This window comes from Niveispirillum lacus (assembly GCF_002251795.1).
Lineage (GTDB): Bacteria > Pseudomonadota > Alphaproteobacteria > Azospirillales > Azospirillaceae > Niveispirillum > Niveispirillum lacus.
Window position 1 is genome coordinate 302,148 of sequence record NZ_NOXU01000031.1, and the last position, 26,143, is coordinate 328,290.

Here is a 26,143-nt window from a genome sequence, read left to right on the forward strand (position 1 = left end):
CGGCTGGAACACTGGTTTCAACGAAATCAATCCGTTCCTGACGAGACAGACCTGAAGCCATGCGGAAGTTCGCCTTCATCCTGTCCATGGTGCTGTTGGTGCCGATCGCGGCGGCCGTCGCGTTGCCGTTTCTGGTACCCGTTGGCGCGATCGTCGCCGAAGTTGAACGACAGGTGGAGACGAAGACCGGCCGGGCGCTGACCATCAAGGGCAGGGTTGATCTGGCTTACTTCCCGTCCATCGCGGTGACGGCCGATCAGGTGCATTTCGCTGGTGTGCGACAGGGTGAAGATCTGCTGGCTGTGAAGCAACTGGCGGTTCGCCTGCGCCTCATGCCCTTGCTGCGCGGCAAGGCCGAGGTGGAAAAGTTCGTGCTGACCGAGCCGTCCATCGACCTGACAGTGGACAGGCAGGGCAAGCCCAATTGGGACCTATCCCTGGCCGATAGCCCGACGGAAGCCGGCCCCGGTTTTATCGCCGATCTTTCGCTGACCGAGGTGGAGGTGGTCGATGGTCGCGTCCGTTACCACGACCTGCGGACCGGTATGGTGCGCGAGGCGACAGAGGTTAATGTCGCTCTCTCCCTCCCGGATCTGGACAGCGCCATGGTGGTGGAAGCGTCCGGCCTGCTCAACGGTACGCCGCTGTCGTTGGACCTGGGAATCGAACCGGTCCGGCCGCTTCTATCGGGCGGGGTGGCGGGCCTGAACCTGCGGCTGGTGGGTGCTGCAACGAATGTGGTGGTGACGGGGCAGATGCAAAGGCAGGGCGAAGCGCCCCTCGCTTTGTCGGGTGACCTGTCGTTGGATGTTGCATCCCTGGCCGACCTGATCAAGGCAGCGACGGCGACCGTGCCGTCGGACCTGCCTGTCAATGACCTGACCCTTTCGGGCAAACTGGCCGGCACTCTGGCACGGCTGGCCTTGACGGACCTGGTGGCCAAGGCCGGTGACCTGTCTGCCACGGGTGCATTGTCAGTCAGGCTCGACGGTGCGCGTCCGGCCTTGGGGGGTAACCTGTCATTGCCCCGGCTGGAGTTGGACCGTTATCTGCCGGCACCGGGTGCGACCGATCCGGCCTTGCCCGCGCCGGAGGTGGGTCCAGCAGGGTGGAGCAAGGAACGCATTGACCTTGCCGTCCTGAAAACCGCTGACCTAGACCTGACCCTGCACCTCGCCGGACTGTTGGTGAAAGGGGTGGAGGCGGGGGCCACCACCTTGACCTTAAAACTGAGCGATGGTCGGCTTCATGCCGGGTTGGCCGAAACAGCCCTGTTCGGGGGCACGATGAGCGGAAAAATGACCCTGGATGCCGGAAGGCAAACCCTTTCGTTGGCGGTTGCGGCCACGGCCAGGGGGATGCAGGCTGAACCGTTGCTTACGCGTTTTGCGGACTTCGATCGGCTGTCGGGCACCATGGAAGGCACCATCGACTTTCGCACCTCTGGCGCCAATCAGCAGGAACTGGTGGGCGGCCTCAACGGTGCCGGCACCGTTCTGTTCCGTGATGGAGCGGTCAAGGGGATCAATTTAGCGCAACTGGTCCGCAGCGCCATTGGCCATGGCAGCGAAGCGCCGCCGCAGACGGACTTCGCCGAAATGGGTGGCAGCGTTGTTCTGGCTGATGGCGTTGCTACAACTGAGGATTTCCGCCTGCTGGCGCCGCTGCTGCGTGTCAGCGGCAAGGGTACTGTCAACCTGCCCTCCAAGCGGGTGGATATGCGGCTGTCCTCCCGGTTGGTGGGCAGTCTGGAAGGGCAGGGGACCAGCCGCGTCGATGTTGATGGCATAACGATCCCGGTACGGGTACGCGGGCCTTTTGACAACCTGTCCTGGACGCCCGATCTCTCCTCCTCTGTCAGATCGGCGCTGAAGGACCCGAAAAAGGCCCAGGAGCAGTTGGAAAGGCTGAGATCGAAGGAAGGGGCGAAAAGCCTGCTGAACAGCCTGATCGGCAACAAGCAATAGGTGCGGAGAGCGGGTGGTGAGGGGATATCCCCCCACCACCCCGGATCTCTCACCCGACCAGTCGCTGCAGGATCTGCACGGCGTTCAGGGCCGCACCCTTCAACAACTGATCGCCAGCCAGGAACAGGGCAATCGAGCGTCCGGACGGATCGCCGACATCACGGCGGATGCGGCCGACCAGGACATCCCCTTGGCCCGAGGCTTCATTGGGCATGGGGAAGTGGTTGGCCTCAAGCTCATCCACAATCCGAACGCCCGGCGCGTCCTTCAGGATGGCGCGGACTTCTTCAGGGCTCACCGCATGCTCGAACTCCACGGTAACGGCCATGGAATGGGCGCGCAGAACGGGGACACGCACGCAGGTGATGCTGATCAGCAGGTCGGGGCGGCACATGATCTTCCGCGTCTCCTCGATCACCTTTTCTTCTTCACCATTGTAGCCCGTCTCGGGATTGACGGCAGCGTTATGGGAGAAGACGTTGAAAGCGTAGGGGTGCTTCAGTACACGCGGTTCATAATGTTCGCCTGCCAGATAGGCCGCGGTGGAAAGGCGCAACTCTTCCATGGCGGCGGCACCCGCACCGCTTGCCGCCTGATAGGTGGCGATGTTCAGGCGGCGGATCGTGTGACGGGCATTCAGCGGGGCTAAAGGCACCGTTGCAATAATAGCGACGCAGTTGGGGTTGGCGATGATGCCGGGCTGGGCCGGGATCACGTCCTGGTTGACCTCCGGCACGACCAGCGGGATGGCTGCATCCATGCGGAAGGCGGACGAATTGTCGATGACGATGGCTCCTGCTGCCACGGCCTTGGGAGCGAACTCCTTCGAGACCCCGCTGCCGGCGGAAAACAGTGCATAGTCGATGCCCCGGAAGCTGTCATCTGTCAGCTCCTCAATCACCAGCGTACCATTGCCGAATGGAACGGTCTGACCTGCCGAGCGCTTGGAAGCCAGCAGGCGGACTGTGGCGAGGTTCAGGCCCGATTTTTCCAGGCAATCGCGGATTTCAACGCCAACTGCACCGGTGGCACCCACCACGGCAACAGATATAGCCCGGCCAGCGGCTTGGTTCAGGCCTTCGGGGGCAACGCGGATATTCATGGGACCCTGTTCCTTCAACGGCTGTGCCGGCGACAGGGTCTGGTCCATCCTTGGCCACCCCGTCCGTTCCCGGCGGGGCATCTGGCTTTCTGTCGAACCGCGTTAGACCGCGCTCATGACAAAAGGCCCGCCCCGCAGGGTGGTCTTTTTAGTCATGGTAGTGGTGGTCTGAAAGCGCTTGGACATGGGTGAACGATGCCGAGACACCAGCCATGTGTAAACCCGCCATCGATGCGGAGTACGCTTGCGCGAACTGCATGGCACAGAGTTTCCAGACTAATTGTTGCGGTTTTCTGTAGACGGTGGGACTATATAGGCGAGAGTGATTGTACCTGAAGGGTGCGTGTTGAACATGTCCGTGGAACTGAACGATCCCAAGACCTTGGAAGCTATCGGGATTCTGGCGGGTGCCCTTGATGATGTCACGGGACCGGAACGCCTGGAATGCCTAATGGCGGCCAATGCCTTGCGCCAGGTCGTGGAAACCCGGTCGGAGAACGCGCTGCAGTTCGCCCAGCAGGCTTTCGAGTCCCTGGACGAAGGCGTTCGGCGCCGGGTGGAGACTGACGCCACCACAACCGCCATTAAGGTTGTCGAACAGGCCAACAAGAAGCCCAACCCACGAATGGTCCGTGCCCAGCGGCCTAAGGCCAGTGGCAGCTTCCTGGATGCCTTGAACGGCGGGCAGCTAAAGACCGAGCGTAAATGGTGACCGTTTGGTTACCCGATTACGAACGGTAAGCCCTCCTGTGTAAAAAGCGCCCATGGTCGGGCGCTTTTTTTATGGTTGAACTGGCAATGGTGTCGGTCTGGGTCGCTATCATTCTGCGTCGTCAGGGTCGACAACCCTGAGCGATATGGCCGCCGCGTTGATCAGCAGTTTGCCGGCATGTTCGAAATTCACGGTCACCCGCTGCCCGACAACGGATTGCACCTGACCCAGGCCCCAGTCAGGCTGGGCCGGATGGCGAACAAAAACGCCGGGGGTCAGAAATTCGGACATTGTCACAGTTTCCAGAACAAGGGACGCGCCTTATCCTAACGCCAGGTGACACAGCAAGCCATGCCCGAATGGGCCGGCAGCTTTTGTGCTGAGGATAGGGATGAGCCTGGGAATACGGGCGATGGAGCTGCTTTGCTCCCGCCTTTGCCATGATCTTGTCGGCCCTCTCGGGGCCATCAATAACGGCGTTGAGCTTCTGGATGAAGGTGGCGATGCCGGTGACGAGGCGCTGGACCTGATCGCCGGCAGCGCAGAGACGGCGACGGCACGGTTGCGCCTGTACCGGCTGGCGCTTGGGGCAGCCGGGGGGCAATCCTTGTCTGCCGCCGATGCCCGCGGGGCGCTTGAGGGCTGGTTCCGGGGCGGTAAAGTGCGCCTGGAATGGCTGGTACAGTCCGCCCCATCGGCGCCGGGTCTCTTGAAACTCGCCCTTCTGGCCGCGTTGCTGGCAGAGGAAAGCCTGCCGCGCGGCGGGACCATCACCGTGTCTAGTGGCGAAAAGGATATTGCAGTACGCGGCATGGGCGCTGGTTGTGCCCTTCGTCCGGAAATGGCCCCAGCGCTGGCCGGGCAAGTGGCGGAAAGCGATTTGGGCCCACGTTCCATCTTGTCGCATGTCACCCCGTTGCTGGCAGCCGCCTATGGGCTGGATATCAGCTTTGACACCGTGCCTGCCGGCGAGGTCGTGTTCCGACTCCACCCAGCTAAAGGGTGATACCACTTTAGGATTTGATGGGAATGCGGCAGCGGATGGGCCGCTCAACCGTGCCGGGCGTACCGGTGGGGGGCCGACTTTGGCATTGCGGCAGATCAAGATGGTCGAACCTAACCGAAAAGAGGTAATGTTCCCCTTGCCAAAGCCATGCCCGACAGGCCATCAATTCCCTTGTGCCGATACGAATTTAACCGAAATCCGAGACTCTTCATTTGGCCGACGGGCGGCCGGCGCGTACAAGGGTGCTTCACCGGACTGAAGACCGGCGTATGACGCGGAAACTGTGATTTCCCGAACGGGGCGTGGACCATGGATGATCTGCTGAGTGAATTCCTCACTGAGACCAATGAGAACCTCGCCGTCCTCGACGTCGAGCTGGTGAAGCTGGAGCAGAACCCCAACGATCCGGGGCTGTTGTCGAACATCTTCCGTCTGGTTCATACGATCAAGGGCACCTGCGGGTTCCTGGGTCTGCCCCGGCTGGAATCGGTGGCGCATGCCGCCGAAAACGTGCTGGGCAAGTTCCGGGATGGCGAACTGCACGTATCTCCCTATGCGGTGTCGCTGATCCTCGAATCGCTGGATACGATCAAGGGAATCCTGTCTGTCCTGGAAGCGACCGAGGCGGAGCCGCCGGGTGGTGATCAGGATCTGATTGACCGGCTGAACGCTATGGCCGAAGGCAAGGAGCTTCCCAAGGTGGCGGCTCCGGCGCCTGTCGCGGCCGAGCCCACCCCGCCCGCGAACGATCCCGATGAATTGTTCACGCCGGTGCCGGCCCACCTGACCCATACATTGGCGCCGGTCGCACCGCCGCCCCCGCCGCCGCCGACACCGGCGCCGGTTGCAAAGGCAGAGCCGCCGGCTCCGGTTGCCGAAGTCGCGCCTCCCCCGCCACCCCCGCCGCCGCCGCCCCGTGCCGAGCCGCAGGATGATGTGCGTGGGGAGTCCAAGGAAAGCGCCCTTGCCCAACAGACGATCCGCGTGCATGTGGACCTGCTGGAAAACCTGATGACCATGGTTTCCGAGCTGGTGCTGACCCGCAACCAACTCCTCCAGATCCTGCGTTCGCAAAAGGATAGCGAGTTTGCCGCCCCCCTCCAGCGCCTGAACCATGTGACCTCTGAGTTGCAGGAAGGCGTCATGAAGACGCGCATGCAGCCCATTGGCAACGCCTGGGCCAAGCTGCCGCGTCTGGTCCGCGATCTCAGCCACGAACTGCACAAGAAGATCGAGCTGCAGATGCTGGGCGCCGAAACGGAACTGGACCGTCAGGTCCTGGAACTGATCAAAGACCCGCTGACCCACATGGTGCGCAATTCCGGCGATCATGGTCTGGAAGTGCCAGCCGACCGTCTGGCCGCCGGTAAGTCCGAAACGGGCCGCATCACCCTGAACGCCTACCACGAAGGCGGCCACATCATCATCGAGATCGCGGACGATGGCCGTGGTCTCGCGCTGTCCAAGATCAAGGCCAAGATTGTCCAGAACGGCTTGGCGACCGAGTCTGAACTGGCCCAGATGTCGGACCAGCAGATCCAGCAGTTCATCTTTAAGCCCGGCTTCTCCACCGCTGCCAAGGTGACGTCCGTGTCCGGTCGCGGCGTGGGCATGGATGTGGTGAAGACCAATATCGAGAAAATCGGCGGCACCATCGAGATGCGGTCGATCGAAGGGCGCGGTACGACCTTCACCATCAAGATCCCGCTGACCTTGGCCATTGTCTCGGCCCTGATTGTCGAATGCGCGTCCGAACGGTTTGCCGTACCCCAGATCAGCGTCATCGAATTGGTTCGTGCCGCCAGCGACAGCGAACACAAGATCGAGCGTATCAACGGTGCGCCAGTGCTGCGTCTGCGCAATCGTCTGCTGCCGCTGGTCAGCCTGCAAAACCTGCTCAAGCTGGGCAAGGCCGAAGATGACGACAAGCGTGAGACGTTCATCGTTGTCAGCCAGGTTGGCAATTACACGTTCGGCATCATTGTTGATCGCGTCTTCGATACCGAAGAAATCGTTGTGAAGCCGGTAGCGCCCATCCTGCGTCATATCGAACTGTTCTCGGGCAATACGATCCTGGGCGATGGTTCGGTCATCATGATCTTGGACCCCAATGGGATCGCGACGGCATCCGGTTCCATGGGCGGTACTGCCGACAATGCTGCGGCGGGTTCGCAGGAAGTGGCGAAGTCGGCCCGTCGGGAGGACGACAAGTTGGCGTTGCTTCTGTTCAGCGCTGGGGAAGGCGGACCGAAGGCCGTGCCGCTCTCCCTGGTTGCCCGCTTGGAAGATATCGACCTCAACCAGGTCGAATTGTCGAATGGCGAACCGGTGGTCCAGTATCGCGGCAAGCTGATGCCGCTGGTACCGATCGATCCGAACTGGAAGATCGTCCGCGACAAGCGTCAGCCTGTCGTTGTGTTTGCCGACGGCGACCGGTCCATGGGTCTGGTCGTGGACGAGATTGTCGATATCGTCGAAGATCGTTTGCAGGTCGAGTTGGGCACGGAACGCCAAGGGTTCCTGGGTTCGGCCATCATCGCCAACAAAGCGACCGACGTTATCGATGCTGGTTTCTACCTGACCCGTGCCTTCAAGGATTGGTTCGGTAACAATCATGAAAGCTTCGAGGATGATCGCCAGCATCGTGTGCTGCTGGTCGATGACAGCCCGTTCTTCCGCAATTTGCTGACGCCTCTGCTGACCGTCTCCGGTTATGATGTGACGGCAGTGGAAAGCGCGGATGAGGCCCTGGCCTTGTGCGAGTCGGGCGAGGATTTTGATGTCATCGTCTCTGACATTGAGATGCCGGGCATGAGTGGCCTGGACTTTGCCCAGGCAGTCCGTTCCAGCGCGCGCTGGTCGGGTACGCCGATGGTGGCTCTCTCCAGCCATGCGGCCCCGCGTGATCTGGAGCGTGGTCGCCAGGCCGGCTTCAATGACTACGTCGCCAAATTCGACCGTGAAGCCCTTCTCTTCACCCTGCAGCAGACCATCACCGAGAAAGGTGCCGCATGAGTGCCCGTCTCCCCGCCGTCAAAAAGGCCGGTTCCCAGGAAGTCGCCGTTGTAAAGAACGAGGATTTCGTTACCGCTACCATCGCGAACCAGCTCTTCGGCATCCCGGTCCTGCAGGTCCAGGATGTCCTGGGGCCGCAGAAAATCACCCGGATTCCTCTGGCCCCGCCAGAGGTTGCCGGATCGCTGAACCTGCGCGGTCGTATCGTGACGGCCATTGATGTGCGGTTGCGGCTTGGTCTGCCGCCGCGCCCCGCTGATGGCAAGCCGGTGATGAGCATTGTTGTCGATCATAAAGGCGAGCTTTATTCGCTGATGGTCGACAATGTCGGTGAAGTCCTGTCCTTGTCATCAGACGATTTTGAGCGCCACCCCGCCACCCTGGACCCCCGGTGGCGCGAGATTTCGACAGGCATCTATCGCTTAAAAGAAACATTGCTCGTCGTTCTGGATGTCTCAAAGCTGCTGAATTTTGCTAACATCGAAGCGGCCTAAACCGCATCCGGCAATCGAGGTCCGTTGATGAAGTCCTGTCTGGTCGTCGATGACAGCCGCGTTGTCCGCAAGGTCGCGCGTAAGATTCTGGAAGAACTCGGCTTTTCCTGTGAGGAGGCCGAGGATGGCAAGCAGGCCATGGAGCTTTGCGCCAAGCGGATGCCCGACGCCATCCTGCTGGACTGGAATATGCCCGTCATGACGGGTATCGAGTTCCTGCGTCGGTTACGGAAGATGACCGGGGGTGAGAGCCCCCGCGTGGTCTTCTGCACTACTGAAAACGACCTGGCGCATATCCAGGAAGCCCTGTCGGCCGGTGCCAATGAGTACATCATGAAGCCGTTCGACAGTGACATCATCCAAACCAAGTTCCAGCAGGTCGGCCTCCTCTGAGGCTGTCCGGGATTGCAGGCAATGAACGAGCTTCCCGGAAAGACGGCGCCGACAGCAGCGCCAGCCGGATCAGAGCCCTACCGGGTCATGGTGGTGGATGACAGTGCCGTCATTCGCGGCCTGTTGACACGTTCGCTGGAAGGCGATCCGGAGGTGAAGGTTGTCGCCTCCGTCGCCAACGGGCAAATGGCGATCAACACGCTGCAACGGCAGACGATTGATGTCATCGTGCTGGATATCGAGATGCCGGTGCTGGATGGACTGTCTGCCCTGCCGCATCTGCTGAATGTCGATCCGCATGTGAAAATCGTGATGGCGTCGACGCTGACGGCCAAGAACGCCGATATCAGCTTGCGCGCGCTGAAGGCTGGTGCGGCGGACTACATCCCCAAACCGTCGTCAACGCGCGAGCTGACCAGTGCGGATGATTTCAAGCGTGAGTTGACGGAGAAGGTCAAGGTTCTGGCCATGGCAGCGCGGAAGGCCGATCCGCGCAAGGGTGCCCCTGTGCCCGCCCCAGCGCCCGGTGCAGCACCCGCGCCGCGGGTCGCGCCGGTCGGGAACATCGCCCCCACCACAAGCTTCACCCTTGCGACGCCTATCCGCCCCAAGCCGGAACCGGGCCCGATCAGCCTTCGCCCCCTGCCGGAATTCCGTCCGGATATTCTGGCGATTGGCAGTTCCACCGGTGGCCCCCAGGCCCTGTTTGAGGTGTTGAGCCATCTGAAGGATGTCAAACAACCCATCCTGATCACCCAGCATATGCCTGCGACCTTCACCACCATCCTGGCCGAACACATTACCCGCCAGTGCGGCGTGCAATGTGCCGAGGCCAAAGAAGGCGAAGTGATAGTTGGCGGCCGCGCTTATGTGGCACCTGGCGATTTCCATATGTTGGTTGTGCAGAAGAATGGACAGAACTGTTTGACCTTGACCAAGGACCCGCCGGAGAATTTCTGCCGGCCAGCCGTGGACCCCATGTTGCGCAGCATTGTGCGTGCCTATGGCAAGCGGGTATTGGTCACCATTCTGACTGGCATGGGGCATGATGGTCAGCGGGGTGCGGAAGTCGTGGTGGCCGCCGGCGGTGCCGTGTTGGGCCAGGATGAACCCTCCTCGGTTGTGTGGGGTATGCCAGGAGCGGTGGCGAATGCGGGGCTATGTAGTGCCGTCTTGCCATTAAAGGAAATCGGGCCTTACATTCGGAAGATCGCATTGAGGCAGGCAGCATGAAGGTCGAAGATTTCGATATGTTCTGCACCCTGCTGAGGCAGCGGTCGGGTCTCGTTCTGACCCCCGATAAGGCTTATCTGCTGGAAAGCCGGCTAATGCCGGTTGCCCGCAAATGGTCAATGAAGGGACTGGATGAACTGGCTTCGGCGGTGCGCACCAAGCGGGAAGAGGCACTGCTGCGCGACATCACGGAAGCGATGACCACAAACGAGTCGTCCTTTTTCCGCGACCAGAAGCCCTTTGATCAGTTCAAAGCCGTTGTGCTGCCGCAACTGCTGGCGAATCGTGCAGCCAAGAAGACCTTTCGCATTTGGTCGGCGGCCTGTTCCTCCGGTCAGGAGGCCTATTCATTGGCGATGCTGCTGAATGAAGAAGGGCCGAAACTGGCGGGGTGGCGGATTGAAATTGTCGGCACCGACTTGTCAGGCGAGATGGTCAATAAGGCGCGTGCTGGCCTTTACACCCAGTTTGAGGTGCAGCGCGGCCTGCCCATCACCATGCTTGTGAAGTATTTCAAGCAGGTTGGCGACAAATGGCAGTTGAATGACGATATCCGTCAGAAGGTGCAGTACAAGGAGTACAACCTGTTGACTGACCTGACCCCGCTGGGTCAGTTCGATGTCATCTTCTGCCGCAATGTTCTGATTTATTTCGACCAGCCAACCAAAGGCAAGGTGCTGGAGGCTATGGCAAAATTGCTGCCACCGGATGGCATTTTGTATCTGGGTGGGGCCGAGACCGTATTGGGTATCACGGATAAGTTCAGGCCGATGGATGGCCAGCGCGGTCTTTACATACTGGCAAAGTAGGGTCGTCGGTTCTTCCGAGCCGCAAGGAATGATGTCACGGAATCATGGCAAGGCGCCAACTCCCGCCGCCGGGAGAAACGGCGCGATGTAATGCGGCGTCATCTTTCTATCCCCATGCGCCCGTTCGCAAGGGGTAATTTTTTGCTAATCTGTGCAGGTAGAACGTTCATCTGGCGTCACTGGTCACAGGCTTATGCACCGTATTGTCCTCCTGATCCTGGCCGCCCTTTCGCTGTCGCCGACCCTGGCGGCGGCGGAAACGGTGCGTTTTGGGTTACGCGAGGCGGCCCCCATGGTGCAGACCCTGCCTGATGGGCGGTTGACTGGTCTTGAATTCGAATTGTTGTCGGCCATCTTCGCTGCGGCTGACATGCAGATAGAACCTTACCTGGGCTCCAATGCCCGACTGGCCCTGGCGGCTTCTGAATCTGTGGTCCAGGGGTTTGCGCCGGTGGTGGGCAGCCCGCCGGACGGGCTGCATCTCACGGACAGTTACATCACCTACAATAATGTAGCACTGACCCTGGGGGCACGGGGCATCAGACTGACGCAAACCGCTGATCTCAGTGGGCTGCGGGTCATGGCATTTCAACGAGCAAACAAGGTGCTGGGCCCCGATTACACCGCTGCCATCGCCCAGGCAGCCGATTATCGTGAAGAACCGGTCCAGGCCCTGCAGGCCAAAGGCTTACTTTATGGCCGCTACGATGTGCTGATTGGGGAAAGCCGGGTTCTGACGTACCACATCGCCAAGGTCTTGGAGGCTGCTGGCGAGCAAACGCAGCGTCTGCCAATCGTCGAACATCGTCTGTTCCCCCCGACCAGATATTGTGCTGGTTTCCGCGACCCCGCATTGGTCACCCGGTTCAATGACGGTTTGCGACGCGTCAAGACAGATGGCACTTATCAGGCAATCCTCAACCGCTACGATGCGACACAGTAAAAGCGGGTCCGTTCTTACCGGCCTGGTCAATCCGCAAGGCCCGGACGCGGTTGACGATCGACCAGCCGTTGGATAGCTCGCCAACCGGCGCCACGGTCCAGTCCCATTCTTGCTCTCCGGCTGGCAATTCGGCACCAAAGAGCGGGTCTTCCATCTCCGTAACCTGTCCGTCGGGGGCGATCACCCGCCGCTGTACGTCGCCAATCAGCAAGGTGGGACAATTGAACGCCCGCAGGTGATCCAGATGCGCCGTGACGATGGCTTTGGCATAGGTGGCCAGGTCCGTATCTGGCCAGCGTTTCGCAGCCTGCCGCAAGGGGACCAGCGGTAGTTGTGACACAAGGTTGGCAGAAACGACCAGGCCGACCCCGGCTTCTTCGACAAACGCGTTACAGGCAGGCTGAGGTAATGTGGTCTGCGCCGAATCCGTCAGAAGCGCGGCGACGCCGGTCAGGTCGCGTTCCATCAATTCGATTGCGCTGTGCTGCCGCGTCAGTCGCAGAGCGGCCGGCGGGTGGGCCACATCCACGAGAATGACGCGGGCAAAGCGCGCCAGCAGTTCCGTCATGGGCAGGTCCAGGCACGGCCCGGACCCCATGATGACGGCGGTATCCCGGTTATCGGGAACCTCTGCCATCGCGGACAGGATGTGGGTGCGGGTGGCTTCCTGGTGCGCGCGCCAGGCGGCGGCACAGCGGGCCGCGCGCGCCACACAGGCAACAGCAGCGTGGCGATAGCCCAGCCGTACAAAGACGGGAGCGCAGCGTGTGCGCAGGCTGATCAGGATCTCACGAAGCATTACCAACCAGCGCTACAAGAAAAGGGTCCGCCCCGATGCCCCGGAGCGGACCCGTCCCATATCACAGGCGCGGTCAAGGCGCCTGCCGTTACTTTACCTGTGCTGTCTGGATACGCTGCCGCAGGGCCTCCAGCAGCGCTTCAAACTTGCCGCCATTACTTTCGATCAGGCTGGCGAATTCGGACCGCTGCGTCACACTCATCGATACATTTTCCACGATAACGTCGATGATTTTGTGGTTGCCATCCCTGGTGCGGACACGCCAGGAGACATTCACCGGCGGTTGCCCACCTGGACGCAGAACCTGGGAGGTGACAACAGCATCGTTTTCTCCCGAGGGCTGTGCGCCTGTGACCTTGAATTTCTCGCCCGCATACTGGCTGAAACGTTCGGCATAGACCTCCACGATCATCTGCTCGAACAGGCCTTGATATTCTTTCTTCTGGGCGTCGTTGGCGAGGTTCCAGTAACGGCCCAGCACGAAGCGGCTGATCGTGTTGATATCGAAATTCTCGTTCAGCAGGTCGCGGAAAACGGCCTTCGCCTGATCCTTGCTGATCTTGGGGTCGGCCAGGGTGGCGATGGCCTTGTCACCCAACGACTGGACGAAATCGGCCGACGCCTGTGGCCCTTTGACGTTCTGCGCAAAGGCGGGCGTCGGGGCCAGCACCGGCACCGCGACAGCGGCCACGCCTGCCAGCATCAGCAGGGCGGCGCCAACCAGCGGCGAATGACGGTGGGGGGTCTGCTTGTTCACGTCTTCTATCCTCTGTTCCTTGTCGCTACCATGACCCTCGGGCGGTTCACCCCGCAGTGACGTGCGTCACGACCGACAATCCTTGGTATCAACCATTCATTGCCTTCATGGATAGTCGGCAAATGCGTCCGATATACGGCGCAAAAGCCATATCGCGATGGCACTGGCATTGTGAACCGCGTTCGGTGCGGGGCGGATACGAAGAAGATGCCAGGGCCGTTGGTTGCGGGTGCATCACGGACGCGACAGGTAGCGCGCCGAATGCAGGTCCAGGGGGTTGTCGACCCAACCTTTCAGGGGCGGGCTGACCAGTCGCCGGCTGGATTGGCGCATGACCGGGATCATTGGCATGTCCTGGATCGCAATCTTTTCCGCTGCTGCCAGCTTGGCATGGAACTCCTCCAGGGTCACAGACTGGTCCACCGCCTCCATTGCCCGGTCCAGGGCTGGGTTGATGTAGCCAGGGCCAACCGTGTTGGCCCGTGATCGCAGCAGGTTCAGATATTCCGTGACCAGCCCCACCGCCCAGGTGATGCGGACGATGTCCTGAAATGTATGTTCCTTCATCCGGCTGACGACGATCTTGAATTCCTGGTTCGACAAGCTGGTCTTCACGCCCAATGTCTGCTGCCACATGGCAGCCACGGCGACGGCGACCTGTCGGTTCAGTTCGTTGGTGTTGTAGAGCAGTTCCAGCGACAATGGATTGTCTGGGCCATATCCTGCCTTCGCAAACAGTGCCCGGGCCCGGGCAATCCGGTCGGCGGCCGGCAAGTCAGCCCAGTCCGGCTTTGGCGGGGTATAGCCAACCAGCCCTTCCGGCGTCATCGAAAAGGCCGGCAGTTCACCGCCCTTGGTGATTTTTTCGACAATCACCTTACGGTCGATCGCCATGGAGAGGGCCACACAGAGGTCAGGATTGTCCTTCCAAGGGGCCTTGGTCAGGTTGGGGACCAGGAAGAACGTGCTGGCACGGTAGGCCAGCCGCAGACTGTCGGCCAGATTGGTGCGGGCCCAATCCAACTGCGTCGGCGGCACTTCTTTGGTGGCATCCAGTTCGCCGGCACGGAAGCGCTTCAGTTCGGTCTGCAGGTCCTCGGTGACGTGGTAATTCACACCTGCGACCGCCACGGACGCCGCCGCATGGAAATGTGGATTGGCCGTCAGCGCATAATGGCTTTGGGGTACTGCCACTGACAGCATGAACGGCCCATTGCTGACCAGCTTACCCGGCTGCGCAAAACTGCCGCCATGCTTTATCATGGAGGCGCGGTGCAGCGGCGACAGGATCCAGTAGGCTGTATAGACAGTCAGATCGGGCTTGGGATGTTCAAGCGTGACCACCAGTGTTCGATCATCCAGCGCCGTTACACCCAGCGTTGCCGGGTCTTTGCCCTGTTGCAGGATGGGCAGTGCATTTTTGATCGGGGCGATCCATTCCGGCAGTCCCAGCAAGGTACTGGGCGTTACGGCCCGGCGCCAGGCAAAGACGAAATCGTCGGCGGTCACCGGTGTTCCATCGGACCATTTTGCATCGCCCCGAAGATGGAAGGTCCAGGTCAAGCCATCGGTGCTGGTTTCCCATCGTTCCGCCACACCCGGCACGATGGTCCCATCGGCGGCGAAGCTTGTGAGCCCCTCCCACAGTTCAATGAACAACTGACCGGCGACGATGGTGGTGGATTTATGCGGGTCCAGTGTGTCCACATCCGGACCAAGGCCAATATCCAACACAGGCTTACCCTGCGCGAAAACAGAACGGGGAGAGAGAAGGGGAAGGGCGGCCCCGGCCGCCAGCACGCTGCGCCGCGATAGTCCACGCATGATCAAGCACTTGGTCCTTTCCATTCTGGACAGTTGGACACTGGACCGTTGCCGCGTGCCTGTCGAGGTCCCATAGCACCGTTCCACCCTTTTACCGCCGCGGTGGCGCCCTTGGGCTGCCACAAAGCCAGATGAGGATGGATTGAAGGCCGGGATCTTCCGGCTGTACAGGTGGGAGCGGCCCCCGGACAGGAACGGGTGCCGGTTTGGGGATGAAGCGCTGGTTGGCCATGATGGCCGCGGTGGTGACCTTGGGCACGGTGTCCGTGGCACAGGCCGGTTCGGTGACGTTGTTCTCTGAACCCCATTTCCGCGGCGACCGCATCACCATTCACGATAACATCGATTCGCTGTCAAAGCTGCCGCCCTGGAATGACCGGACCCGGTCGCTGATCGTCAATCGCGGCACCTGGGAAATCTGTAAGGATAAACGGTACGACCATTGCCGGACCCTGGTCGACGGGGCCCGTGTTGCCGATGTGGCCGAGGTGAAGAATTTGCGTGGAGGTGTCAGTTCGCTGCGCGAAATCTCCCGCCGGGACGAGCGTGATTGGCATCATGGTCGTGATGAGTGGGGCTGGCAGCCCCCGCCGCCGCCGCTGCCCCCCCCGCCGCCGCGCCGCTATGATGACGATATCATCTGGAATGGTGGTGGAGGCGGCTGGTCCGGTGACCGGGTAACCAAACGGCCGCAGAATGGGTGCCAGACACAGGTCGAACGGGCCTTCATTCAACGATACGGCTACCGCGGCCGGACGCAGTTTACGGGCGACAGTGTCGAGGGCACAATCTGGTGGGAAGGGGAGCCCTGGCGCTACCGCTGTGCCGGGGGCCAGACGAATATCTGGAAATGACCCCCCACGTCTCGTTGCCGGGGCTGGCCACCGTCGGGTAGGCTGGCCCCGTTGATGATTTGGGATCAGGCATCATGCATATCCGCCCCCGCCGTTCCGCCCTTTACATGCCCGGCGCCAATGCCCGCGCCTTGGACAAGGCCCGATCCTTACCGGCCGATGTTCTGATCCTGGACCTGGAAGACGCCGTGGCGCCCGATGCCAAGGAGCAGGCCCGTGCCCAGGTGATGGCGGCGGTGCATGAAGGCGGCTATGGCAGCCGGGAGCTGGTGATCCGCGTCAATGGATTGGACACGCCCTGGGGCCATGGTGATCTGGTGGCGGCCGCGACCTCGGGTGCGGATGCTGTCCTGATCTGCAAAGTGGACAGTGCGGAAGGGGTACGACAGGCCGACCGGGTGCTGCGTGCCGCCGGCGCGCCGGAAAACTTGCGTCTTTGGGTGATGATGGAAACGCCGCGCGCCATGCTGGCGGCGGGGGAGATCGCGGGGGCTTGCCCGCGCATAGAATGTCTGGTCATGGGGACGTCGGACCTGACCAAGGACCTGAACGCGCTGCCCACCCGCGACCGGCTGCCCATGGTGACCAGCCTGGGCCTGTGCCTGCTGGCCGCCCGTGCCTATGGCCTGACCGCCATTGACGGGGTGCATGTCGATCTGGACGATGCCGAGGGGCTGGCGGCAGCCTGCCGTCAGGGCCGCGAACTGGGGTTCGATGGCAAGACCCTGATCCATCCCAAGCAGTTGGACGCCGCCAATGAGGCCTTCGCCCCGTCAGTGGAAGAGGTCACCCGCGCCCGGCGCATCATCGCGGCGCATGCCGAGGCCGTGGCCGCCGGCAAGGGCATCACCCTGGTTGATGGCAAGCTGATCGAGGCGCTGCATGTGGAGACGGCGCGGCGCGTCGTGGCGCTGGCCGAGGTGGTGGGGGTGGGGTGAGCCGTAGGTCAGGCCGGGGCGGATGCCTCGCCCTGACAGCAACGGATCGAAGGCCTCTCCTGTCAGGGCTCGCCTTTGGCTCGACCTGACCGCGTGGTTACCCCTCCAACTCCTCCTTCAGTGCCTCCAGCTCCAGCCAGCGTTCTTCCGCTGCTGAAAGCTCGCCCTGTGTCGCCGACAAATCCTCCGACGCCTTGGCAAATCCCTTGGGGTCCTTGGCGTAGAAGGCGGGATCGGCCATCTTGGCGTTCAACTGGGCGATCTTCTTTTCCAAAGTCGCCATTTTGCCCGGCAGCTCTTCCAGTTCCCGGTTTTCCTTGAAGGACAGTTTCTTCTTGGCCTTCGGCGCCGCCGTGGCGGCCGCAACCGGTTTAGCGGCCACCTTGGCGGCTTCCGCCGGTTCGTCGGCCTTGCGCTGGATCAGGTAATCGCTGTAGCCGCCGGGATATTCCGACACGTCGCCATCGCCTTCCACGGCGATGGTGCTGGTGACCAGCCGGTCCAGGAAGTCGCGGTCATGGCTGACCAGCAGCAGCGTGCCGTCATAATCGGCCAGCACTTCCTCCAGCAGGTCCAGCGTATCCATGTCCAGGTCGTTGGTCGGCTCGTCCAGGACCATCAGGTTGCTGGGCTGCGCGAACAGCTTGGCCAGCAGCAACCGGTTGCGCTCACCCCCCGACAGGGCGCGCACGGGCTGTTCCATCATGGAGGGGTCGAACAGGAAATCCTTCAGATAGCTGGAGATATGGCGCGGCTTGCCGCCCACCCAGATATTGTCGCCGCCTTCGGGCAGCAGCACCTGTTTCAGCGTGTCGTTGGGGTTCAACTGGGCCCGGCGCTGATCAAAGACAATGGTTTGCAGGTTGGTGCCCAGGCGGATGTTGCCGCTGTCGGGCGCGATCTCCCCCATCAGCATCTTCAGGATGGTGGATTTGCCGGCCCCGTTCGGCCCGATCAGGCCGACCTTGTCGCCGCGCAGGATGCGGGTGGAGAAGTCGCGGCAGATGACGCGCTCCCCGGCATCGCTGTGGAAGCTTTTGGAGATGTTTTCGGCTTCCACCACCAGCTTGCCGGAACTATCGCCCTCCGCCACCGCGAAATTCACTTGGCGTGATTTGATGCGGTCGGTGCGTTCCTGGCGCATGTCCTGCAGGCGGCGGACACGGCCCATATTGCGGGTGCGGCGACCGGAAATGCCCCCCTCCCACATCCATTTCAGCTCGGCCTGAATCTTTCGGTCCAGCTTGTGATAAGTGGCTTCCTCTTCCTTGAAGATCTCATCCCGCCAGGTCTCAAACTCGCTGAAAGGCCGCTCGGTGGTGCGCAGCACGCCGCGATCCAGCCACAGAATGCGCTTGGACAGGTTCTGCAAGAAGGCCCGATCGTGGGAGATCAGGAGAAGCGCGCCCCGGAACTGCTGCAGCTCCTTTTCCAGCCAGAGGATGGTGGGGATGTCGAGATGGTTTGTCGGCTCATCCAGCAGCAGCACGTCGGGTTCATCCACCAGGGCGCGGGCCAGGGCCGCGCGGCGTGATTCGCCGCCCGACAGGGTGGCACAGGCACGGTCGCCGGGCAGGTCGAGCGCTTCCAGAACGGCGTCGACACGGTACTGCATCGGTTCAGCCTGACCGCCGGCCACGAAATCGGCCACGGTGGGGAATTTGGAGAAATCCGGCTCCTGCGCCAGATAGGCGACGCGGGCACCGGGTTGCAGGAAGCGCTCCCCCGTGTCGATATCGATCTCCCCCGCCAGACATTTCAGCAAGGTGGATTTGCCCGAGCCGTTGCGGCCGACCAGCGCAATCTTCTCCCCCCGCGCCACCGACACGTCGATGCCTTCGAACAGGGTGGTGGAGCCCAGATGGACCGAGGCGCCGGCCAGCGAGATGAGGGCGGGGTTGTTGGGGGCCATGGAGGCGTCACCGGTATCGAAAGCGTTTGAGGGATGGCCTGCGGACAGTGCAGGTTCGGTCGCGAAGGTAGGCGTGTCAGCTACATTGCTTTCCCCGCGAAAGCGGGGACCCAGGGGCCACAGGAACGACGTCGCGGTGCCCTTGGCCCCTGGACCCCCGCTTTCGCGGGGGAGGCAATGAAGGCGCGACGCTGAATAGCGCTCAACCGAGCTTACCGACCTGAAGCGAGCGCACAAAGTCGGACAGGCCGACCTGACGGCGGCGCTTCAGGCGTTCGGCCTTCAGGATGGCTTCCACGGATGCGACGGATTCGGCCACGTCCTTGTTCACGATGACATAGTCATATTCTGACCAATGGCTCATCTCGTCATTGGCCTTGGACATGCGGTGGGCGATGACCTCGGCGCTGTCCTGGGCGCGGTTGGTCAGGCGGCGTTCCAACTCGGCCGCACTGGGCGGCAGAATGAAGACGCGGACCAGATCGGTGCCGGCGCTGTCGGAAAGCTGCTGCGTGCCCTGCCAGTCAATATCGAACAGCACGTCGCGCCCGGCGCGCATGGCCTCTTCCACTGGCGCGCGCGGGGTGCCGTAGCGGTTGCCGAAGACATTGGCATGTTCCAGCAGTTCCTTGCGCTGTACCCGCGCCTCAAACTCCGCATGGTCCACGAAATAATAATGCACGCCCTCCTGCTCCCCTGGACGCATGGGGCGGGTGGTCAGGGACACGGACATGGACAGGTTGTCGTCGCGTGTCAGCAATTCGCGCGAGATCGTGGACTTGCCGGCACCGGACGGGGAGGAAAGGACCAGCATCAGGCCGCGGCGATGGATCAGGGACATTTTGGGGACTGCCAAAGGGGGTGGAGGGTGGGACGAGGGCGGACGGAGAACCGCCTACTCGATATTCTGGACCTGTTCGCGGAACTGTTCGATCACGGCCTTCAGTTCCATACCGATGCGGGTCAGCTCAACATCGGCGGATTTGCTGCAGAGCGTATTGGCCTCGCGGTTGAATTCCTGGCACAGGAAATCCAGCCGCCGGCCCACAGCCCCGCCATCGCGCAGCATGCTACGGGCCTGAGAAATATGGGCCCGCAGGCGGTCCAGTTCCTCGCGCACATCGGCCTTGCTGATCAGCAGTGCTGCCTCCTGGGCCAGCCGATCCTCGGCCACGGGCGGCACGGCATCCAGCAGGGCCTGGATCTGGCCGCGCAGCTTGGCGCGCAGGGATTCTGGTTGCAGTGAGGAGGTGGCGGCGGCAGCGTCGGTCAGGCGCTCAATCTCCGCCAGATGGTCCAGCAGGACGGCGGCCAGATGCGCGCCTTCACCGGTGCGCGCCTCCACCAGCCGGTCGATGGCGGTGGCGACGGTGGCGGCGATGGCCTGTTCCAGGGCCTGACGGTCTTCCTCCGTCTCACGCGGTTCGGCACTGTCGATGACGCCGCGCACCGACAGCAGCGTGTCGATGGCGGGTGGTGGGGCATCCGGACCCCCAATTTCGCGCGCCAGTTCCAGCACCTGGGCCAAGAGGTCGCGATTGATGCGCAGGGCACCGGCATTCTCCAGCCGCGTCAGGTTGACCGCGACATTGACATTGCCGCGCGTCAGCCGCGCCTCAACCGCGGTGCGGATGGCAGGTTCCACCCCATCCAGGCCAGCGGGCAGGCGGCAGCGCAGGTCGCGGCCCTTGCCATTGACGCTGCGCGCCTCCACCACCCATTGCGCCCGCTCGTTGGAGCCGTCGGCGCGGGCGAAGCCGGTCATAGAAATGACGGCACCCTTGCCGTTGGCGGGGCCGGTCTTGCGGGCGGCGGGATTTTGCGTCACATCAGGCTCGATCTTTGGGGCGGCTGAAAGGCGGTTTATATCGCTCCGCCGCCCTAGCAACAAGGTTTCCACCGGTCGAGGCCCCGTCATGCGTGATCCGCGCGTCATATTCATCACGGGTGCCTCGTCCGGCATCGGGGAGGCTTTGGCCCTGTCCTATGCCGCAAAAGGCATCCGCCTGCTGCTGACCGGTCGCGATGCCGGCCGGTTGGCGCAGGTGGCGGGGCGCTGCCGTGACCAGGGGGCCGATGTGGTGACCACCAGTATCGACGTCACCGACCGGGCGGCGCTGGCCGACTGGATCATGGCGCGCGACGAAGAGGTGCCGGTCGACCTGGTCATCGCCAATGCCGGTATTTCGGCCGGAACCGGTGGCGGGGTGGAGACCGAGTCCCAGGCGCGTGCCATTTTCGCCACCAATCTGGACGGGGTGTTGAATTCTATCCATCCGCTGATCCCCGCCATGGTGGCGCGGAGGCGGGGGCAGATCGCGTTGATGTCGTCCTTGGCCAGCTTTCGCGGCATGGCGGGGGCAGCGGCCTATTGCGGGTCAAAGGCGGCGGTGCGTGTCTATGGCGAGGCGCTTCGCGGGGATCTCTCCCGGCATGGCGTGGGGGTCAGTGTCATCTGCCCCGGATTCGTGGTCAGCCGCATGACGGCGGTCAACCGCTTCCCCATGCCGTTCCTGATGGATGCGGAACGGGCGGCCCGCATCATCCGGCGTGGGCTGGTGGCGGGGAAGGGCAGGGTGGCCTTCCCGTTCCCCACCTACGCAATTTCATGGCTGCTGGGCGTGCTGCCGCCCGGGCTGGTGGATATGATCCTGGCCCGGGCGCCCCGGAAAGGGTGAGGGTGGGTGTCGCAAGCGGGCCAAAGCCCGCATGCGACAATGGGGTTTACCGAATGCGCGACAAGGCCAGCTGTGCCTTGGCCGTCTGACCAGCCAGGGCATCCAGCGCCACTGGCAGAGTGGCCGGGCGCAGGGCGGTGGGGTAGGCCTTCAGCAGCAGGTCGATGGCGGCCACCACATCCGGCGGCAGCGGCACGCCGGCCTTCACCAACGCTTCGGACCGGGCCTTGGCCGTGATGGCAAAGCCGTAACCGTCCAGATAGGGTTCGAATTCCGTGTTGGCGCTGGCCGACCGGTACTGGAGCGCCGCGCGTTCCATCATGCCGGCCAGCAGCTTGGCCTGCACGGCCTTGGCGCTGTCACTGCTTTTCGGGGCCTTGGCGGCGGTGGCGTCCAGGGCGGTCAGCACGGCCTTGGCTGCCTTTTCCACCTCTGCCGCCGGCGCATTGGCCAGCGCCAGTTCCGAGGCCTTGCTCATCTCGTCCTGGAAGGGTTTGGCGCCCAGGGCCGTGAAGACGGGTTCCAGATCGACATAGATCTCTGAAATCGGGTGGGCGAACATCTCGCCCGCCGCCTGATGCCGGTCTGCCTTATAGGCGGCAAGCCCGGCATGGTAATGGGCGGCGGTCACATCCAGGGCCGAGATGAAGGCCACCGGGTCCTTGGCGGCATCGGCGGCGGAGATGCCGCCTTCGCCACCCTCTCCGCCTTCACCGCCCTCGCCCCCCTGGGCGACCTGCAGGGCGATGGCACCATCCTGGTGCCATTGGGTAGGGGTATCGGCGAGTGCTGTACCGCCGGCCAGAACCGACAGGCCGACGCCGACCCAAAGACGGGGCTGAAGCTTGATCATGGACCCAACGCTCCCATGCATGGAATATGAAGGTGATATGGGGCGGGACCGTGCCATGATGGGCAATCAATTGCAAGTCATTCGCAATCTTATATCAATCCGCCGTGATGCCGTCCGATTGCCAGCATCACGGCAGCCCTCAGACGCCGGGCGCGCGCATCCGCGCGCTTGGCTTGCGGCACACGAGCGCCGGGCCGCCAGTCTGCGGATTGGTATTAAACGTTCGCCTTTTCCTGCGCGGAGCCTCTGACCATGATCCTGCCCATTGCCAATATCCTCACGCAAGATGACGTGACCTTGATGGTGGAGCGGCTGGGGGCCGGTCGGTTCCAGCCGGGTGCGACCACGGCCGGTTGGCATGCCAAGCTGGTCAAGGACAATGAGCAGTTGCGTGGTGATGATCCGGCCCATGCCGATCTGCGCGCCCTGGTGGAAGGGGCGGTGCGCCGCCATCCGGTGGCGGCCATGGCGACGCGGCCGAAGGCGTTCGGTCCCATCCTGTTCGCGCGGGCATCGGGTGGACAGCATTATGGCAGCCATGTTGATGACGCCCTGATGGGCGGGTTGCGCACGGACGTATCTTTCACCCTTTTCCTGGCCGATCCCGCCAGCTACGAGGGCGGGGAGTTGGTGATGGAGACGGCGGCGGGGGATGTGGGTTTCAAGCTGCCGGCAGGGGCAGGACTGTTTTACCCCTCCACCACCCTGCATCGGGTGACGCCCGTCACTGCGGGACAGCGGCTGGTGGCGGCAGGGTGGATACGGTCCTTTGTGCGCGACGCGGCGGAGCGGGAGCTTCTCTTTGACCTCGATACGGCGCGGCAGGCCATTTTCAACCGCGATGGCAAGAATACCGAGTTCGACCTTCTCTCCAAATGCCTGTCCAACCTGATCCGCAAATGGGCTGAGGATTGAGGGCGGGCAGGGGCGGGGATCACGACGAAGCCGCTTGTCATCCCCGTCCTTTCGCGGCAATGTCCGCGGCATTTTTCGTGGTGTGGCCGGCGTGATCGGACACCCTTTGTGGAGCCTGGGTCAAAGTGAAAGCCATCATCCTGAGTGCCGGCCAGGGCAAGCGTCTGATGCCTCTGACGGAAGACCGGCCGAAATGCCTGATCGACCTGTCGGGCCGCACCCTTTTGGAATGGCAGATCAGGGGTCTGGCGGCGGCTGGCGTGACCGAGGCAGTAGTGGTCACGGGCTTTCGTGCCGACCGGGTGGAGGAGGCGTTGGCCGGCATGGATGTGCCGGGCATCACGACCCGCACACTCTATAATCCGTTCTATGCCCTGGCCGACAATACGGCGAGCTGCTGGGTGGCGCGGGCGGAGATGGATGGGCCTTTCCTGATCCTGAATGGTGACACTTTGTTCGAGCCGGAGATCGCCAAGCGTCTTCTGTCGGGTGCGAAAAAGCCGATCACGGTGACGATCGATGCCAAGGACGGCTATGACGCCGACGATATGAAGGTCCGCACCGACACCGATGGCAACCTGATGCAGATCGGTAAGACCTTGCCATTGGACATTGTGAACGGGGAAAGCATCGGCTTTTTGTGCTTCAGCGCCGACGGCGGCAAGCGCTTCGCCGCAGAAGTCGAGAAAACCCTGCGCACACCTGAGGGTCTGCGCCGCTGGTATCTGTCCGTCATCGACACCATCGCCAAGGCCGATGGCAGCGTGGGTACCGTTTCCATCCAGGGCCTGGAATGGGGCGAAATGGACTTCCCCGCCGATGTGGACAGCAACCGCCTTCTCACTGCTGGATGGATCGGCCGCAGCGGGGGCTAACCTTTGCTGCCGATATCCATGAAGCCGGTCTTTAGAGTGGCTCGGATATGGTTGGACAGCGAAACATTTAATTGATCCGTGTCAATGCGCCCTCCCCGGGTCGCGGTCAGGATGACAGCATCCATTGACCAAATACCGGGGACCATCATGCCGCAAGATACATTCCGCTTCCGCGCCGAGGATGCGATTTCGCTCAATCTGATGGATCTTGCCAACATTATCGCGCATCAGTGCGAGGAGATGCTGGCCGAGGCCAACCTGACGGCACCGCAATGGACGGTGCTGATGAATGTTGCGGGTGATGCTAATTTCCAGGATGGTGCGCGCACCCATGACGGCATCTTCTCTTCCGAGATCGCCTCGGCACGGGGTCTGTCCCGCCCCCATATCTCGGCGACTGTCACTGAACTGATCCGCAAGGGCCTGATCAGTCAGCAGGACGATCCGCAGGACCGCCGCCGCAAGCTGCTGCGTGTCACGCCCGAAGGTCTGGAGGTGCTGCGCCGCCTGCAGCCCAAACGCCAGGGCATTAACGATATGTTGTTGCGCGACCTCACGCCCGATCAGCGCCAACGTATGCTGGATCTACTGGTTACAGTTCGACGTCGCGCCCGGGGTATTGCTGATCAGGTCACCGCCCCCTTGCGCATTGCTGGCTAATCCCCAAATGGGAGCCATGCTTGAAGAGAAAAGCCGGGCAGGGTTGCAGTTGCGTATGTTGCGACGCAGCACGAAGCGCCTATTTATGCATCGCAAGTGCGAACAAAATCGGCAGCCGGGTGGGGATGAAACCCCCCTGTTTTGTGATCCGGTCGCCGTAATTTCGCCCTTATCGGTCGGTCATAAGTAGCTTGCTTTCACTTATACGCGCGGGGTCGTCATGGCTTTGGATGCACGTCCTTTGGTCGATGGTCTGTCGGTCTCGCCGCAGGTGACGGAACAGGATATCCGCGACGCGCACGAAGCGGGTTTCCGTACCATCATCAATAACCGTCCGGACGGGGAAGAGCCTGGACAGCTCTCCTCCGCCCAGGCGGCTGAGATTGCCCGGTCGTTGGGCCTCACCTACGTCTATCAGCCCGCAACTGGTCCTACGCTAGAGCAGGTTGCGGATGCGTTCGGCCATGTATTGGCCACGTCACCAGGGCCGGTTCTGGCCCATTGCCGCTCCGGGACACGCTGCACGATTCTCTGGGCGCTCGCAGAAGCGAAAGCCGGAAGCCGCGATAGTGAAGCAATATTGCGTGCCGCGGCCTCTGCTGGATACGATCTGTCCGCTTATGCCCCTCTTATTGCGCGTTACACACAATCGCGGGCGGAATAGTGCCGTCATCCCCCTTAAGGCCATTGTGTTGACCGCAACGCTGTGAGAGTGTCGCTTCCGGTTTCGGCCTTGGGGCCGATTGGTGGAGGCGACACACGAATGATGCGCGGATGGGCCCACGGGCTCCTCGCACTTCTGTTCTTGGTCATGGCGTTCCAGAGCGGGATACTGCTCCGGAGCGACGTTCGCGCTTCACTGCATCTCCCCCAACTGCCCTCTCTCCATCTTTTGATCGGACAGGCTCTGCCTGCCAGCCAAGGCCCTGATCGTTGGGCTGAGGTGGCGGCGACCGTCTCGCGTCCGGTGGGCCATGGTAAGCGCGAGCATGATGCGGGCGGTGACGATCCTGTCACGCTTCCAACCCTGCTCGTCGTTGCCATCGCTCTATTCTACGCCCTGCCTCTACGCGGCAGTGACGTGGCCCGCGCCCTTCGTATCGGTTTGACGCCGGAAGGGCGCCATCGGGAAGCCGGGCGCTGCCCGACCGGGCCGCCGGCCTTTGCCGGATAAACCTGGCGGTCGGGCATGGCATATGGAAGCCTGTCTGATCCGCTTCTGCCCATTCCCAAATCGGCTCTGACCACCGTTCCCCCACCCAGGAACCAAGGTCAAAGTCTTCGCCTCCGAACGCCGCTTCCTTGATAAGGCATGATCCCTTGGGATTAGCGCCGATACAGGGATACGGCCCATGGCCACGCCAAGTGGTTGACACAAAAAAGCCGGCTTTAACCAAGACCGGC

Annotated in this window: 26 protein-coding genes; 17 read left to right on the top strand and 9 right to left on the bottom strand. The window is 62.2% G+C overall.

Annotated features, from left to right (window positions below):
• Positions 1-59: 59 nt before the first annotated feature.
• A complete protein-coding gene (locus tag CHU95_RS17150; RefSeq protein WP_094457556.1) occupies positions 60-1,967 on the top strand; it encodes an AsmA family protein in 1,908 nt (635 codons plus the stop codon).
• A 49-nt stretch (positions 1,968-2,016) separates the two neighbouring features.
• Here CHU95_RS17150 and CHU95_RS17155 read toward each other — a convergent pair whose 3' ends face one another.
• Positions 2,017-3,117 (bottom strand): aspartate-semialdehyde dehydrogenase, encoded by a 1,101-nt coding sequence (locus CHU95_RS17155; RefSeq protein ID WP_245838359.1) that lies wholly within the window; start codon positions 3,115-3,117, stop codon positions 2,017-2,019.
• A gap of 304 nt (positions 3,118-3,421) precedes the next feature.
• Between CHU95_RS17155 and CHU95_RS17160 the strand changes: the two genes are divergently transcribed.
• Complete coding sequence (locus CHU95_RS17160) at positions 3,422-3,781, top strand: hypothetical protein (protein ID WP_094457557.1); 360 nt, start codon at positions 3,422-3,424, stop codon at positions 3,779-3,781.
• Between the two features lie 108 nt (positions 3,782-3,889).
• Here the strand turns inward: CHU95_RS17160 and CHU95_RS17165 are convergent, their stop codons facing one another.
• On the bottom strand, positions 3,890-4,072 hold the full coding sequence (locus tag CHU95_RS17165; protein ID WP_094457558.1) for a DUF3553 domain-containing protein: 183 nt from the start codon (positions 4,070-4,072) through the stop codon (positions 3,890-3,892).
• Between the two features lie 100 nt (positions 4,073-4,172).
• Here CHU95_RS17165 and CHU95_RS17170 point away from each other — a divergent pair, with 100 nt between their 5' ends.
• The 7 genes from CHU95_RS17170 to CHU95_RS17200 all read left to right on the top strand — a co-directional run bounded on the left by CHU95_RS17170 (position 4,173) and on the right by CHU95_RS17200 (position 11,674).
• The gene (locus CHU95_RS17170; protein WP_094457559.1) at positions 4,173-4,787 is read left to right on the top strand and encodes a histidine phosphotransferase family protein; all 615 of its coding nucleotides are present in this window, start codon (positions 4,173-4,175) and stop codon (positions 4,785-4,787) included.
• A gap of 309 nt (positions 4,788-5,096) precedes the next feature.
• Positions 5,097-7,802: a hybrid sensor histidine kinase/response regulator gene (locus CHU95_RS17175; RefSeq protein ID WP_094457560.1), complete on the top strand. Its 2,706-nt coding sequence runs from the start codon at positions 5,097-5,099 to the stop codon at positions 7,800-7,802.
• Positions 7,799-8,296, top strand: coding sequence for a chemotaxis protein CheW (locus CHU95_RS17180; protein ID WP_094457561.1), 498 nt, complete (start codon positions 7,799-7,801; stop codon positions 8,294-8,296). Before CHU95_RS17175 ends, CHU95_RS17180 begins: the two co-directional genes overlap by 4 nt.
• Before the next feature lie 27 nt (positions 8,297-8,323).
• Positions 8,324-8,689 carry a response regulator gene (locus tag CHU95_RS17185; RefSeq protein ID WP_094457562.1) on the top strand — a complete coding sequence of 122 codons (366 nt, stop codon included), beginning with the start codon at positions 8,324-8,326 and terminating at the stop codon, positions 8,687-8,689.
• 21 nt (positions 8,690-8,710) lie between these two features.
• Positions 8,711-9,922 (top strand): protein-glutamate methylesterase/protein-glutamine glutaminase, encoded by a 1,212-nt coding sequence (locus CHU95_RS17190; protein WP_245838360.1) that lies wholly within the window; start codon positions 8,711-8,713, stop codon positions 9,920-9,922.
• Complete coding sequence (locus CHU95_RS17195; protein WP_094457564.1) at positions 9,919-10,731, top strand: CheR family methyltransferase; 813 nt, start codon at positions 9,919-9,921, stop codon at positions 10,729-10,731. Before CHU95_RS17190 ends, CHU95_RS17195 begins: the two co-directional genes overlap by 4 nt.
• A 193-nt stretch (positions 10,732-10,924) precedes the next feature.
• On the top strand, positions 10,925-11,674 hold the full coding sequence (locus CHU95_RS17200) for a substrate-binding periplasmic protein (protein WP_094457565.1): 750 nt from the start codon (positions 10,925-10,927) through the stop codon (positions 11,672-11,674).
• Here the strand turns inward: CHU95_RS17200 and CHU95_RS17205 are convergent.
• The 3 genes from CHU95_RS17205 to CHU95_RS17215 all read right to left on the bottom strand — a co-directional run bounded on the left by CHU95_RS17205 (position 11,649) and on the right by CHU95_RS17215 (position 15,054).
• Positions 11,649-12,473, bottom strand: a complete 825-nt coding sequence (locus CHU95_RS17205; protein ID WP_094457566.1) for a hypothetical protein — start codon at positions 12,471-12,473, stop codon at positions 11,649-11,651. The two genes, CHU95_RS17200 and CHU95_RS17205, sit on opposite strands and share 26 nt — an antisense overlap.
• Before the next feature lie 88 nt (positions 12,474-12,561).
• Positions 12,562-13,230, bottom strand: coding sequence for an MlaC/ttg2D family ABC transporter substrate-binding protein (locus CHU95_RS17210; RefSeq protein ID WP_245838361.1), 669 nt, complete (start codon positions 13,228-13,230; stop codon positions 12,562-12,564).
• A 234-nt stretch (positions 13,231-13,464) separates the two neighbouring features.
• Entirely contained in the window at positions 13,465-15,054 is a 1,590-nt protein-coding gene (locus CHU95_RS17215; RefSeq protein ID WP_165772241.1) for a peptide ABC transporter substrate-binding protein, read from the bottom strand.
• Positions 15,055-15,266: 212 nt separating this feature from the next.
• On the opposite strand from CHU95_RS17215, the gene CHU95_RS17220 reads away from it, so the two are divergent.
• Both CHU95_RS17220 and CHU95_RS17225 read left to right on the top strand, forming a co-directional pair.
• Positions 15,267-15,908 carry a beta/gamma crystallin-related protein gene (locus tag CHU95_RS17220; RefSeq protein ID WP_094457568.1) on the top strand — a complete coding sequence of 214 codons (642 nt, stop codon included), beginning with the start codon at positions 15,267-15,269 and terminating at the stop codon, positions 15,906-15,908.
• A 74-nt stretch (positions 15,909-15,982) separates the two neighbouring features.
• On the top strand, positions 15,983-16,846 hold the full coding sequence (locus CHU95_RS17225) for an HpcH/HpaI aldolase/citrate lyase family protein (protein ID WP_094457569.1): 864 nt from the start codon (positions 15,983-15,985) through the stop codon (positions 16,844-16,846).
• 97 nt (positions 16,847-16,943) lie between these two features.
• On the opposite strand, the gene CHU95_RS17230 is transcribed toward CHU95_RS17225, so the two are convergent.
• The 3 genes from CHU95_RS17230 to CHU95_RS17240 all read right to left on the bottom strand — a co-directional run bounded on the left by CHU95_RS17230 (position 16,944) and on the right by CHU95_RS17240 (position 20,586).
• Positions 16,944-18,758 carry an ABC-F family ATP-binding cassette domain-containing protein gene (locus tag CHU95_RS17230; RefSeq protein ID WP_094457570.1) on the bottom strand — a complete coding sequence of 605 codons (1,815 nt, stop codon included), beginning with the start codon at positions 18,756-18,758 and terminating at the stop codon, positions 16,944-16,946.
• A gap of 202 nt (positions 18,759-18,960) precedes the next feature.
• A complete protein-coding gene (gene gmk, locus CHU95_RS17235) occupies positions 18,961-19,599 on the bottom strand; it encodes a guanylate kinase (RefSeq protein ID WP_094457571.1) in 639 nt (212 codons plus the stop codon).
• A gap of 54 nt (positions 19,600-19,653) precedes the next feature.
• Positions 19,654-20,586 (bottom strand): YicC/YloC family endoribonuclease, encoded by a 933-nt coding sequence (locus tag CHU95_RS17240; RefSeq protein ID WP_342744750.1) that lies wholly within the window; start codon positions 20,584-20,586, stop codon positions 19,654-19,656.
• An 88-nt stretch (positions 20,587-20,674) separates the two neighbouring features.
• Between CHU95_RS17240 and CHU95_RS17245 the strand changes: the two genes are divergently transcribed.
• The gene (locus CHU95_RS17245; protein ID WP_094457572.1) at positions 20,675-21,436 is read left to right on the top strand and encodes an SDR family NAD(P)-dependent oxidoreductase; all 762 of its coding nucleotides are present in this window, start codon (positions 20,675-20,677) and stop codon (positions 21,434-21,436) included.
• 46 nt (positions 21,437-21,482) lie between these two features.
• Here CHU95_RS17245 and CHU95_RS17250 read toward each other — a convergent pair whose 3' ends face one another.
• Positions 21,483-22,289 (bottom strand): hypothetical protein, encoded by an 807-nt coding sequence (locus CHU95_RS17250; RefSeq protein ID WP_094457573.1) that lies wholly within the window; start codon positions 22,287-22,289, stop codon positions 21,483-21,485.
• Between the two features lie 252 nt (positions 22,290-22,541).
• On the opposite strand from CHU95_RS17250, the gene CHU95_RS17255 reads away from it, so the two are divergent.
• The 5 genes from CHU95_RS17255 to CHU95_RS22155 all read left to right on the top strand — a co-directional run bounded on the left by CHU95_RS17255 (position 22,542) and on the right by CHU95_RS22155 (position 25,913).
• Positions 22,542-23,204, top strand: a complete 663-nt coding sequence (locus CHU95_RS17255; RefSeq protein WP_094457574.1) for a Fe2+-dependent dioxygenase — start codon at positions 22,542-22,544, stop codon at positions 23,202-23,204.
• Positions 23,205-23,329: 125 nt separating this feature from the next.
• The gene (locus CHU95_RS17260) at positions 23,330-24,079 is read left to right on the top strand and encodes a phosphocholine cytidylyltransferase family protein (RefSeq protein WP_094457575.1); all 750 of its coding nucleotides are present in this window, start codon (positions 23,330-23,332) and stop codon (positions 24,077-24,079) included.
• A gap of 147 nt (positions 24,080-24,226) precedes the next feature.
• Positions 24,227-24,739 (top strand): MarR family winged helix-turn-helix transcriptional regulator, encoded by a 513-nt coding sequence (locus CHU95_RS17265; protein WP_165772242.1) that lies wholly within the window; start codon positions 24,227-24,229, stop codon positions 24,737-24,739.
• 220 nt (positions 24,740-24,959) lie between these two features.
• A complete protein-coding gene (locus CHU95_RS17270; protein WP_094457577.1) occupies positions 24,960-25,403 on the top strand; it encodes a protein tyrosine phosphatase family protein in 444 nt (147 codons plus the stop codon).
• 279 nt (positions 25,404-25,682) lie between these two features.
• Positions 25,683-25,913, top strand: a complete 231-nt coding sequence (locus CHU95_RS22155) for a hypothetical protein (RefSeq protein WP_133065558.1) — start codon at positions 25,683-25,685, stop codon at positions 25,911-25,913.
• The last annotated feature ends 230 nt before the right edge of the window (positions 25,914-26,143 follow it).